The sequence below is a fragment of the Mesorhizobium sp. RCAM 06353 genome (assembly GCF_059683585.1).
Window position 1 is genome coordinate 175,287 of sequence record NZ_CM185031.1, and the last position, 12,460, is coordinate 187,746.

The window sequence follows — 12,460 nt, forward strand, 5'->3', positions numbered from 1 at the left end:
CCATGGCCATCACGCTTGCCCAGTCCGACGCCGATTTCGAGCAGCGCTTCGCTGCCTTCCTGTTGACGAAGCGGGAAGTGTCCGAGGATGTCGACACCGCCGTGCGCCAGATCATCGCGCGCGTGCGCGCCGAGGGCGATGCGGCGCTGATCGACTATTCCAGCCGATTCGACCGCGCCGACCTCAAAAGCGTCGGCATCGCGGTCTCGAAGGACGAAATCGCCCGCGCCTATGACGGCGCCGACGCACAGACAATCAAGGCGCTCGAGTTCGCGCGCGACCGCATCCGCGCCTATCATGAGCAGCAGCTGCCGAAGGACAATCGTTATACCGATGCCGCCGGGGTCGAGCTTGGCTGGCGCTGGACGGCGATCGAGGCCGTCGGGCTCTACGTGCCGGGCGGCACCGCAAGCTATCCAAGCTCGGTGCTGATGAATGCGATACCGGCCAAGGTCGCCGGCGTCGACCGCATCGCTATCTGCGTGCCGGCCTCGGGCGGCGCCATACCGCCGCTGGTGCTGGTGGCGGCTGATATTGCAGGTGTTTCCGAGATCTATCGCGTCGGCGGCGCCCAGGCGATCGCTGCCCTTGCCTATGGCACCGAAACGATAAAGCCGGTGGCCAAGGTGGTCGGCCCCGGCAATGCCTATGTCGCGGCGGCCAAGCGGCAGGTGTTCGGCACGGTCGGCATCGACATGATCGCCGGGCCCTCGGAAGTGCTCGTGGTGGCCGACGGCAACAACGATCCGGACTGGATCGCCGCCGACCTGCTCGCCCAGGCCGAACACGACGTGTCGGCGCAGTCGATCCTGATCACCGACGATCCGGCCTTCGGCAAAGCGGTCGAACAGGCGGTCGAACGCCAGTTGCAGAGCCTGCCGCGCGGCGAGACGGCCGCGGCGAGCTGGCGTGATTTCGGCGCGGTGATCCTGGTCCCGACCATCGATGCCTCGCTGCCGCTGGTCGACCGCATCGCCGCCGAACATGTCGAACTGGCCATCGATGATGCCGAAGGCTTCCTGTCGCGGATGCGCAATGCCGGCGCCGTCTTTCTCGGCCGCCACACGCCGGAAGCTATCGGCGATTATGTCGGCGGCTCCAACCACGTGCTGCCGACGGCACGCTCGGCGCGCTTCTCGTCGGGCCTTTCGGTGCTCGACTTCGTCAAGCGCACCTCGGTCCTGAAACTCGGGCCGGAGCAATTGCGCGTGCTGGCGCCGGCGGCGATCGCGCTCGCCAAGGCGGAAGGGCTCGATGCGCATGGCCGCTCCGTCACTATCCGGCTGAACATGTAGGCTGAGATGACGGGCTCCGATCAAACCCGCGCAAAACTGATCGATGTCGAACTCGATGAATCGATCGGCCGTTCGACGCCCGATGTCGAGCATGAGCGGGCCGTGGCAATCTTCGACCTGATCGAGGAGAACCGTTTTCAGCCCGTCAATGACAGCGGCGCCGGTCCCTACCGGCTGAAACTGTCGCTGGCCGAGCAGCGTCTGGTCTTCGCCGTCGCACGCGAGGACGGCACTGCGGTGGTCACCCACATCCTGTCGCTGACGCCGCTCAGGCGCATCGTCAAGGATTATTACATGATCTGCGAAAGCTATTACGACGCGATCCGCTCCTCGACGCCGAGCCATATCGAGGCGATCGACATGGGCCGGCGCGGTTTGCACAATGAAGGGTCGCAGACGTTGATGGACCGGCTCTCCGGCAAGATCGACATCGACTTCGACACGGCGCGACGGCTGTTCACGCTGGTCTGCGTGCTGCACTGGCGAGGCTAGTCCTGGCACCCCTGCCCCGCTCGATCCTGTTCCTGTGCGGCATGAATGCCGTGCGCTCGCCAATGGCGGAGCAGTTGGCACGCCGGATGCTGCCCGCCACCATCTTCGTCGCCTCGGCCGGTGTGCGCGCCGGCGAGCGAGACCCGTTCGTCGATGCCGTGCTGGCCGAAGACGGTCTCACGCTGGGCGAGCGTCACCCGAGGACGCTGGACGACCTCGAGGACGACTATTTCGACCTGATCGTCACACTGGCGCCTGAAGCGCACCATGCCGCGCTGGAGCTCACCCGCTCGCTCGCCGTCGAGGTCGAATACTGGCCGACACAGGACCCGACCGGTGCGAGCGGCACTCGCGAGCAGATCATGGCCAGCTACCGCGACGTGCGCGAACGGCTGAAGTTGCGCATAAGCCGACGTTTTCTGCTTCCAGAGGCAAAAAACGCTACGGATTAAGCGTGTTCACAAGCGGACGATTATCATATAGGTTCCGCCGAAATTCCGGCCAGGCGCTGGAACTGCAATCCAAGCAAAGGTATCGAATGCCGAAGGAAGAAGTCCTCGAGTTTCCGGGTGTCGTGACGGAATTGTTACCGAACGCGATGTTCCGGGTGAAGCTCGAAAACGAACACGAGATCATCGCCCATACGGCCGGCCGCATGCGCAAGAACCGCATCCGCGTGCTGACCGGCGACAAGGTTCTGGTCGAGATGACGCCATACGACCTGACCAAGGGCCGCATCACCTACCGCTTCAAGTAAGATCAAGGCTCGACTGGTCCGCGATGAGCATTTTGCAGAAGCTGGTGCTTGCCTCGGGTTCGCCGCGCCGCATCGAACTCTTGCAGCAGGCCGGCATCGAGCCGGACCGTATCCTGCCGGCCGATATCGACGAAACGCCGCTGCGTGCCGAGCATCCGCGCTCGCTGGCCAAGCGGCTGTCGAAGGAAAAGGCCGAGAGGGCGTTCGCGTCGCTGAAGAGCGAGACGGATTATGCACCTAGCTTCGTGCTGGCCGCCGACACGGTGGTCGCGGTCGGGCGACGCATCCTGCCCAAGGCCGAGACGCTCGACGACGCCGCCAACTGCCTCGGGCTGCTGTCCGGCCGTTCGCACCGGGTCTATTCCGGCATCTGCCTGATCACGCCTGGCGGCAAATTGCGCCAGCGGCTGGTCGAGACGCGGGTGCGTTTCAAGCGGCTGCCGCGCGAGGAAATCGACGCCTATGTCGCCTCGGGCGAATGGCGCGGCAAGGCCGGCGGCTATGCCGTCCAGGGTCTCGCCGGCTCATTCGTCGTCAAGCTGGTCGGCTCCTACACCAACATCGTCGGCCTGCCGCTCTATGAGACGGTGGCACTGCTTTCCGGCGAAGGTTTCAAGACCCATCAAAGCTGGCTGTCCGCGCGGCCATGAATTCCGACTCCAAAGTCACGCCGCTGCGCCCAAAGCGCCCCTGCCCCGAATGCGGCAAGGCCTCGGCGCGCGAGACCTTTCCGTTCTGCTCGACGCGCTGCAAGGACATCGACCTCAACCGCTGGCTGAAGGGCGCCTATGTCATCAAGGCCCGCGACGACGAGGAAGAACCCGACACCGACGAGCCGAAATAAGGCGAGCGCCGCCGATCAGGCCGCGTGGGTCTTGCGGCTTGTCCGCGCCCAGGCCGGCAGCCAGTCGCCATGGGCGGCGAGAAGTTCGTCGACCAGTGACCAGATCTGGTCGAGATCGAGCTCTGCCGCCGTGTGCGGATCCATCATCGCCGCGTGGTAGATGTGCTCGCGGTTCTCGCTCATCAGCGCCCGCACCGTCAGCTCCTGCACGTTGATGTTGGTGCGGATCAGCGCCGTCAGTTGCGGCGGCAGGTCGCCTATATAGGTCGGCTGGATGCCGGAGGCATCGATAAGGCACGGTACTTCGGCGGCGCAATCGCGGGGCAGCGAGGTGATGCAGCCATTGTTGCGAACATTGCCGTAGATCACCGAGGGTTCGCCCGTCCAGACCGAATTCATGATCGAGGAGGCATATTCCCTGGACTCCTCGACCTCGATGCGCTGGGCCGAACGATAGGCCTGTGCCTGGTCTTTCCAACGCTCGATCTGCTCGATGCAGCGTTTGGGATATTCGTCGAGCGGAATGCCGTATTTCTCGATCAGATCGGAGCGGCCTTCCTTGATGAAATAGGGCGTGTATTCGGCGAAATGCTCCGAGCTTTCGGTGACGAAATAGCCGAGCCTTGTCAGCATCTCGTAGCGCACCTTGTTGGGGCAGCGCGGATTCCAGCCCGGCTTGGGCGCGCGGCCTTCGCGATAGGCGCGCACGAGGTCGGGATAGAGATCGCGGTAGGAACCGTCGGGCTGGCGATGCTCGAATTTCAAATAAAAGGCCATGTGGTTGATGCCGGCCGAGCGATAGCGGATCTCGTCGTAAGGAAGGTCGAGATCGTGCGCCAGTTCCATCGCCGTGCCCTGCACCGAATGGCAGAGACCAACCTGCCTGATGTCGGGATATTTCTCCGATATCGCCCAGGTGTTGATCGCCATCGGGTTGACGTATTGCAGCATGATCGCCTCGGGGCAGACGGCGAGCATGTCCTCGCAAATCTTCCACAGATGCGGCACGGTTCTCAAGCCGCGCATGATGCCGCCGACGCCGAGCGTGTCGGCGATGGTCTGGCGCAGGCCGTATTTCTTCGGCACTTCGAAATCGGTGACGGTGCAGGGCTCGTAGCCGCCGATCTGGAAGGCAACGACGACGAAATCCGCCCCGGCGAGCGCCTTGCGCTGGTCGGAATAGGTCTCAGCCCTTGCCTTGACGCCGAGCGTCGCGATCAGCTTGTTGACGACGATGGCGCTTTCTTCGAGGCGCTGCGGATTGATGTCCATCAGCGCGATCGTCGCGCCAGAAAGTGCTGGCCGTTGCAGCACGTCGCCGACAATGTTCTTCATGAACACGGTCGAGCCGGCGCCGATAAAAGTGATCCTGGGATGTCTTGTCATGCTGGTCTCCGGCATATGTTCAGGCCACGTCGAAAGCGGCTCGGACGAGCCGTTCGGTGTAGGCGGTCTTGGGATTGGTGAGGACCTCGTCGACGGGTCCCTGCTCGACGATCTTGCCGTGCTGCATGACGATGACGCGGTGGCACAGCGCGCGCACCACCTTGAGGTCGTGCGAGATGAAGAGGTAGCTCAGACCGCGCTCGTCCTGCAGCTTGCGTAAGAGGTCGATGATCTGCGCCTGAACAGACAGGTCGAGCGCCGATGTCGGCTCGTCGAGCAGGATGAATTCGGGTTCGAGCGCGATGGCGCGGGCAATGGCGACGCGCTGGCGCTGGCCACCGGAGAATTCGTGCGGAAACCGCGAAAGGATGTCGCCAGGCATGCCGGCGCTGACCAGCGCCTCGCGCACCCGATCGACCCGCTCTGCCCGCGTCGCGCCGATGCTGTTGACGATCAGCCCTTCCTCGATGATCTGGCCGATCGTCATGCGCGGGTTGAGCGATGAGAACGGGTCCTGGAAGACGATCTGCATGCGCGAGCGAAACGGCCGCATATCGTTGCGTGACAGGCCGTGGATCGGCTTGCCGTCGAAACGGATCTCGCCGCGCTTGGCGTCGGTCAATCTCAGCAGCGCCTGGCCGAAGGTGGTCTTGCCGGAGCCGGATTCGCCGACCAGCCCCAGCGTCTCGTGGCGGCAAAGTTTGAGGCCGAGATCGTCGACGGCGACCAGTTCGCGCCAGTCCGGCTTCAGGAAGCTGCCATGGCGCAGCATGAAGCAGACGCGCACGCCATTCGCCTCGAGAATGGTGCCGCTCCCCTCCGGCAGCGGTTGCGGCCGGCCGCGCGGCTCGGAGGCGAGCAGCCGCTGCGTGTAAGGATGCTGCGGATCGGCGAACAGCCTCTCGGTGACGTTGTGCTCGCACATCGCGCCATGCTGCATGACATAGACGTAGTCGGAGAATTTGCGCACCACGTTGAGGTCGTGGGTGATCAGGATCACCGCCATCCGCAACTCTTTCTGCAGGTTGCGGATCAGGTTGAGGATCTGCGCCTGGACGGTGACGTCGAGCGCGGTGGTCGGCTCGTCGGCGATCAAGACGTCGGGATTGTTGGCCAGCGCCATGGCGATCATCACGCGCTGGCGCTGACCGCCCGAGAGCTGGTGCGGGTATTGCTTGAGCCGCGCCTCAGGCTCGGGGATCTGCACGTGCCGCAGCAGCTCGAGCGCCCGCGCCCAGGCCGCCTTGCGGCTCACCTTGCGGTGCACCCTGATCGCCTCGACGATCTGACTGCCGACCGTATAGATCGGGTTGAGCGAACTCATCGGCTCCTGGAAGATCATCGAGATACGGTTGCCGCGCAGCTTGCGCCGCTCGCTCTCGGGGAATTTCAGGATGTTCTGGCCGTCATAACAGATGCTCGATCTCGGCGACATGGTGGCCCGCCTGGACAGTAGCCCCATGACGGCGCGCGCAGTCACCGACTTGCCGGAGCCGGACTCGCCGACGATGGCGATCGTCTCACCGCGATAAAGCTGGAACGAGATGTCCTTGACCGCTTCGACGACGCCGTGTTCGACCTTGAAGGCGACCTCGATGTTGCGGGCATCGATGATGGGCTGGTCCTGGCGCCCGTCATGGTCATGACGAACGGTGGGTGCGAAGGACTCGGCGAGTACGACGGTCATCCGAGCCACCTCAATACGGATCGACGGCATCGCGCAGGCCGTCGCCCAGCGCGTTGAAGGCAAAAACGGTGGCGAGCACGAAACTGACCGGCGACAGGATCCAGGGATAGGTGCCGATGACGGAGTAGGTTGCGGTGTCCTGCAGCATCAGGCCCCAGGAGATCAGCGGCGGCTTGACCGCGAAGCCGAGGAACCCGAGGAAGCATTCGAGCAGCACCACGGTTGGGATCGCCAAGGTGACCGCGACGATCACGTGGCTCATCACGTTGGGTAAGATGTGCTGCAGGATGATGCGCCGGTCCGTGGCGCCGACCGCCATGGCGGCGCGCACATATTCGATGCGCGCCAGCGCCAGCGTCTTGCCGCGCACCTCGCGCGACATCTGCGCCCAGCCCAGCGCCGACATGACGATGATGACGAAGGCGAGGAAGACATTGGTCGGCGCGGTGACCGGGATCAGCGTCGTCAGCGCCAGATAGAGCGGCAGTTGCGGGAAGGCGAGCACCAACTCGACGAAGCGCTGCATCCAGATGTCGAACCTGCCGCCGAAATAGCCAGAGACCATGCCGACCGTGGTGCCGATGACGGTGATGATGAAGACCACCGTCAGCGCGATCATCAGCGAGACGCGCGAACCGTGAATGGCGCGCGACAGCACATCGCGGCCGAACTTGTCGGTGCCGAGGAAATGCACTGGCTGGCCATCCGTCGAGGCGAAGAAATGCCGGTCCGCCGGGATCAGCCCGAAGAGCTTGTAGGGCGCGCCCTCGACAAAGAAGCCGAGCAGCCTCGGATGGTCGTAGTCGGGGCCGACGACGGGCTGGAAGGTGACCGGATCGAGGTCGGCCGAATCGGCCAGCGCATAGACTCGCGGCCGCGCGACGAAATTGCCGTCCTTGTCGTGGAAGGACGGCAATTGCGGCGGCGCGAAGCCGACATCGGTCGCCTTCGGGTCCATCGGTGCCAGGAACTCGGCGAACACGGCCATCACCAGCAGCAGCACGACCAGCCAGAGCCCGGCCATGCCGGTCCAGGAGCGCTTCAGCCGGCGCCAGACCAGCGCCATGTAGCTCTCATTGCCGCGCGCCGGTTTGACGACGATGGGGCCTTCTGCCGGCAAGGGTGGCGGTGATGGATCGCGCGCCAGCATCTAGCTCTCCCCGTACTGGCGGATGCGCGGGTCGAGCAGGACGAGCAGCATGTCGGCGATGATGTTGCCGACGATCAGCGTCGCCGCCAGCACCATCATGAAGGTGGCAGTGACATAGACATCGCCGACCGCCATCGAGCCGACAACCGCCGGGCCGACGGTCGGCAGCGCGAAGATGATCGCCGTCTCGATCTCGCCGGTGAGCATGTAGGGCAGCACCACGCCCTGATACATGACGAGCGGATGCAGCGCATTGGGCACGGCGTGGCGCATGACGACGGCGCTGCCGGTCAGGCCCTTGGCTCTCGCCGTCTCGACATATTGGGCGTTGAGCGTATCGAGCAAATTGCCGCGCATGACGCGCATATTGTAGGCGAGGCCGCCGAAGGTGGCGATCGCCACCACCGGCCAGACATGCTTGACCAGGTCGACGAACTTCGCCCACGACCATGGCGCGCCGCCATATTGCGGCGAGAAGAACGACCCGATCTCCGACACGTTGAACTGGAAGACCAGCAGATAGACGATGATCAGCGCCATCAGGAAGCGCGGCACCGTCATGCCGAGGAAGGAGATGGCCGACAGCGTCGTGTCGATCCAGGTGTATTGCCTTGTCGCCGCCCATATGCCGAAGGTGATGCCCAGCACCGAGGCGAGGATATGGCAAACCAGCGCCAGGAGCAGCGTGCGCGGCAGGCGCTCGCCGACGACATCGGCCACCGGCTTGTTGTAGTAGAGGCTGTAGCCGAAATCGCCGCGGGTGACGATGCCGCCGATCCAGTTGAGATACTGGACGGGCAGCGGCTTATCGAGGCCGCGTTCGACACGGTAGGCCTGCGCCTGCGCATCGGCCTCGGCGAAGGACGCGCCGCCCTGGTTGATCAGCTGCGAGCGGATGTAGTCGGCATAGTCGCCGGGTGGTGCCTGGATGATGGCAAAGGTGACGAGGCTCAGGATGGCGAGGACCGGTATTGCCGACGCTATGCGCATAGCCAGGAATCGCAGCATGGACGGTCCGCTTCCTCATCTCGCCGGACGCTCCCGTTGAGGGACGTTCGGAGGGTTGGTCTGTCCCGGCCGCGCCAGCAGCGCGGCCGGGTCTCCTAGTCAGGGGAGGTAAACTTACATCGGACCCTTGTCTCCAGGCTTGCCTGGAAGCTCCTGCGGGAACAATTCGTATTTCGCCTGCTTGTCGGCCTTGACGAAGACGCGTTCGCGGATGATCGAATCCTCGGCCCAGTTGAACATGAAGATTGGCGTGCCCTGCGGAATGTTGGAGAAGCGCTTGTTGACGATCAGCGCACCGGGATATTCGGTCAAGCCGACATTGTAGACATGTTCCGTCGAGATCTTCTGGAACTCTTTCATCAGGCTGGCGCGCTTGTCGTTGTCCTCCGACGCGACGAACTTGTTGACGATGTCGACGAGATCTTTTTCGAAAGGCATCAGGTCGACCTCGCCGCTTTCCGGCGCGCGGTGGTTCCAGCTGGTCTTCGGGCCGACCGGCGCGAGCTGTTCGGTGTTCTGCACGACCGAGGTCAGTTCCTGGTCGTTGCGCCTGATCAGCCAGTCAAATCGACCGGAATATTGCGAGGCATCGCGCTGGGTGCCGTTCAGGCCGTTGAGCACGACCCGCAGACCAAGCTTTTCCATCTGGGCGACGACGCCTTCGGCGAGGCTCTTGTCCGTGCCGTAGTCGTTGTTGACCAGCATGACGATCTCGACGTTCTTGCCGCCGGCGGTGCCTGCCGGGAAGTTCACGAAACCGTCGCTGTCCGTGTCCTTGAGGCCGGCCTTGGCGAGTTCGGCCTTGGCGCCCGCGAGATCGAAGGGATAGTAGACGGTCGACTTGCGGTCATAGAAGCTGGTGCCCGAGGAGAAGCCGCCGGGGTAGATGGCGGTGAACGGCCCCTTGACCAGAGAGTCGCCCAGCGCCTTGCGGTCGAGCGCCATGGTGACAGCCTTGCGGAAATCCTCATTGCGGTTCAGCTCGCGGACCGCCTGGCTGCGCTCGTCCGGATTGCCCCAGCCATTGGCGGAATAGTTCAGGCGCAGATTGTAGCCGATGAGGCGCGGGCCGAAGGCGAGCCGTGCCGGCGCATTCGCCTCCGCCGCGCGCTTCAGCGAGGCGACGAAGTTTTCCGGTTGCTCCAAATTGGAGAAGTCGGCCGAGCCGGCGACCGCCTGGACGTCGCGGTCGGCCCAGGTCGACAGCTTGTACTGCAGCTCGTTGAGGTAGGGCAGCTGGTTGCCCTTCTCGTCGACCTTCCAGTAGTAGGGGTTGCGGCGCATGACGATGATGTCGTCCGCGCGATACTCGACCGGCACCCAGGCGCCCATCACCGGCATGTTCATATATTCCGGCGGGAAGGCGTTCTTGAACTGGTCGTAGGTGTTCTTCGAATATTTCGGATGCTGCGGCTTCAATATGTGCGCGGGGCCGGGGCAGAAGGTGCCGTAGGCCATGGCGTAGAGATATTGTTTCGGGAAGGCGTCCTTGAAGGTCCATTCGACGGTGTAGTCGTCGATCTTCTTCAGCGTCGTGCCGACGCCGAAGGTTTCCTGTGTTGCGCCGTTGAGCGGCGAGACGTTCGGATCGACGACCTCGTCATCCCAGTAGAACATGACATCGTCGGCGTTGAAGGCCACGCCATCGGACCATTTGGAGCCCTCGACCAGATGCATGGTCAGCTTGTGCCCGTCCTTCGACCAGTCCCAGCTTTTGGCCAGGTTCGGCAGCGGCTCGGTGTCCTTGGCTTCGACCTGGAACAGCGGCGCGGTGCGCGTCAGGCACTCGGAGAGCCCGATATCGATACCGCCCCAGCCTTGCGTCTGGCCGGCGCCATAGTTCCAGCCTTCCGGCCGCCCGCCTATGACATGGCGCATCGTATCGCCATAGACGCCGGTGCCATCAGGCATGTTGGCCGTCTTGAAGACCAGCGGCTCCTTCGGCAGCCTATCCTTCAGCGGCGGCAGCTTGCCGGTCTTGACGTATTTCTCGGTCACCCAGTCTGGCTCGTGATATTCCGGCAGCGCCTTGAACTCCAGGATGGAGTCGCGCGCCACGTACTTGATCTTACCCTCGGCCGGAAATGTCGCCGGCGTCGGCGGGACCGTCGGTTCGGAAGCGAAAGCGTTGAGTGCCGGAACTGAGACGCTCAGCGCCAGACCGGCGGCAATGCCAATGCTGCGTAGGTTCCTCATTAACTCCTCCCTCGTGTTCAGATATTTGTTGCTGCTCTTCTTCCGCCCGGACGGCTGATTGCAGCGGACCTGCCTCCCAAGGTCCGTCGCTGCGCCCGAGGTTTAGCCGGCCTGTTTCAACGCGGCCTTTTCGGCGCGCAATTCATCGATCGAGCGGACGTTTCGCCGCGCGGCACCGGCCCATTCGCGGGTCTTGACCACGGATTTCGACAGCCGCTCTTTGGCTGCCGGAACCGCATGCGCGTATTGCGGCAGCCAGGCGGCCTGGGCGACGACCATTTCGTCGACCATCTGCCAGACTTCCTCCGGCGTCGACACCGCGCCGACCAGCGGGTCATGCAGAACGGCGAGCTTCAAGAGATCGATGTCGCCTGATATCGCGGCATGGACCGACATGCGCTGCACATTGATCGAGGCGATGCAGGTGGCCGCACAGGCTTCCGGCAGCGTGATGCCGGCTGCCATGTTGATGCCGAAGCGGTCGACGAAGCCGGGCGATTCGACGATGGCGTCCTGCGGCAAATTGGTGATCACGCCATCGTTCTTGACGTTGAAGTGGCCGCGATAGACGCGATTGGTCTCCAGCGCCTCCAATATATGGCTGGCATGCTCGTTGGAGCGCTTTGCCGGATCGATCGGCTTCGACGCCGCTTCGAGGAATTGCGGATACTCGGTCTCGAACCAGTTGCGGGTTTCGGTGGAGTAGCGGAGATAGCCGCCAGTCTCACCATGGATCCAGTCCGACATGTCGATCCAGCGCGTGATCTCGTCGGGCCGCTTGCGGTACCAGGGCAGATATTCCGACAGATGGCCATTGCTTTCGGTCGAATAGACACCGAAGCGCTTCAAGACATCGATGCGCAGCTTCTCCTGCTGCGAATAGACCGGATGCGCCTCGAAGGCGGCAATCAGCTCGTCCTTGCCGATCTTGCGGCCGTTCAGCCGCAAATCGATGAACCAGGTCTGGTGATTGATGCCGGAACAGACATAGTCGAGCTCGTGCCGGGACTTCGTGCCCAGCACCTCGGCGATCTGCTCGGCGCCGTGCTGGACACCGTGGCAGAGCCCGACCGTATCGACCTTGCCATACTCGATCGCCGCCCAGGTGTTCATCGCCATCGGATTGGCATAGTTGAGGAATTTGGCGCCCGTCGCGGCGACCTCGCGGATATCCTTGCAGAAGTCGAGGATGACCGGGATGTTGCGTTGGCCATAGAGAATGCCGCCGGCGCAGATCGTGTCGCCGACGCACTGGTCGATGCCATATTTCAGCGGAATACGGATGTCGTCGGCATAGGCCTCAAGGCCGCCGACCCGCACGCAGCTGATGACGTAACGCGCGCCTTCCAGCGCCTTGCGGCGATCGGTCGTCGCCGTCACTTTTGTCGGCAATCCGTTCGCCTCGACGATCCTGTCGAGGATCGCCTTGATCATCCCGAGATTGTGCTCGCTGAGATCGGTCAGCGCGAATTCGACATCCCTAAATTCGGGCACGCACAGTATGTCGGTGAACAGTTTCTTGGTGAATCCGACGCTGCCCGCACCGATGATAGCGATTTTGAAACTCATCAGCCGCACCTTATCTTAATCGAATGACAGGCCGGGAATGACAGGGGTGGGTTGCAGCCACATGCCGTGACAAGTG

Annotated in this window: 12 protein-coding genes; 6 read left to right on the top strand and 6 right to left on the bottom strand. The window is 63.3% G+C overall.

Annotation, left to right across the window (positions count from 1 at the left end):
* The first annotated feature begins 2 nt into the window (after positions 1-2).
* The 6 genes from hisD (at position 3) to yacG (ending at position 3,388) form a co-directional block, all read left to right on the top strand.
* Positions 3-1,295 (top strand): histidinol dehydrogenase, encoded by a 1,293-nt coding sequence (gene hisD, locus AC56QX_RS00730; RefSeq protein ID WP_497113261.1) that lies wholly within the window; start codon positions 3-5, stop codon positions 1,293-1,295.
* A 6-nt stretch (positions 1,296-1,301) separates the two neighbouring features.
* The gene (locus tag AC56QX_RS00735) at positions 1,302-1,787 is read left to right on the top strand and encodes a UPF0262 family protein (protein WP_172233972.1); all 486 of its coding nucleotides are present in this window, start codon (positions 1,302-1,304) and stop codon (positions 1,785-1,787) included.
* Between the two features lie 41 nt (positions 1,788-1,828).
* The gene (locus tag AC56QX_RS00740; RefSeq protein ID WP_497113262.1) at positions 1,829-2,239 is read left to right on the top strand and encodes an arsenate-mycothiol transferase ArsC; all 411 of its coding nucleotides are present in this window, start codon (positions 1,829-1,831) and stop codon (positions 2,237-2,239) included.
* Between the two features lie 86 nt (positions 2,240-2,325).
* The gene (gene infA / locus AC56QX_RS00745) at positions 2,326-2,544 is read left to right on the top strand and encodes a translation initiation factor IF-1 (protein ID WP_006200926.1); all 219 of its coding nucleotides are present in this window, start codon (positions 2,326-2,328) and stop codon (positions 2,542-2,544) included.
* Positions 2,545-2,567: 23 nt separating this feature from the next.
* Positions 2,568-3,194, top strand: coding sequence for a Maf-like protein (locus AC56QX_RS00750; protein WP_497113264.1), 627 nt, complete (start codon positions 2,568-2,570; stop codon positions 3,192-3,194).
* Positions 3,191-3,388, top strand: a complete 198-nt coding sequence (gene yacG, locus AC56QX_RS00755) for a DNA gyrase inhibitor YacG (protein ID WP_497113265.1) — start codon at positions 3,191-3,193, stop codon at positions 3,386-3,388. Before AC56QX_RS00750 ends, yacG begins: the two co-directional genes overlap by 4 nt.
* A 15-nt stretch (positions 3,389-3,403) precedes the next feature.
* Here yacG and AC56QX_RS00760 read toward each other — a convergent pair whose 3' ends face one another.
* The 6 genes from AC56QX_RS00760 to AC56QX_RS00785 all read right to left on the bottom strand — a co-directional run bounded on the left by AC56QX_RS00760 (position 3,404) and on the right by AC56QX_RS00785 (position 12,384).
* Positions 3,404-4,774, bottom strand: a complete 1,371-nt coding sequence (locus AC56QX_RS00760) for an alpha-glucosidase/alpha-galactosidase (RefSeq protein WP_497113267.1) — start codon at positions 4,772-4,774, stop codon at positions 3,404-3,406.
* Positions 4,775-4,793: 19 nt separating this feature from the next.
* Positions 4,794-6,461, bottom strand: coding sequence for an ABC transporter ATP-binding protein (locus AC56QX_RS00765; protein ID WP_497113269.1), 1,668 nt, complete (start codon positions 6,459-6,461; stop codon positions 4,794-4,796).
* A 10-nt stretch (positions 6,462-6,471) separates the two neighbouring features.
* A complete protein-coding gene (locus AC56QX_RS00770; RefSeq protein WP_497113270.1) occupies positions 6,472-7,611 on the bottom strand; it encodes an ABC transporter permease in 1,140 nt (379 codons plus the stop codon).
* A complete protein-coding gene (locus tag AC56QX_RS00775; RefSeq protein ID WP_497113272.1) occupies positions 7,612-8,619 on the bottom strand; it encodes an ABC transporter permease in 1,008 nt (335 codons plus the stop codon).
* A 114-nt stretch (positions 8,620-8,733) separates the two neighbouring features.
* Complete coding sequence (locus AC56QX_RS00780) at positions 8,734-10,815, bottom strand: ABC transporter substrate-binding protein (RefSeq protein ID WP_497113273.1); 2,082 nt, start codon at positions 10,813-10,815, stop codon at positions 8,734-8,736.
* A gap of 102 nt (positions 10,816-10,917) precedes the next feature.
* On the bottom strand, positions 10,918-12,384 hold the full coding sequence (locus AC56QX_RS00785; protein ID WP_497113275.1) for an alpha-glucosidase/alpha-galactosidase: 1,467 nt from the start codon (positions 12,382-12,384) through the stop codon (positions 10,918-10,920).
* Positions 12,385-12,460: the final 76 nt, after the last annotated feature.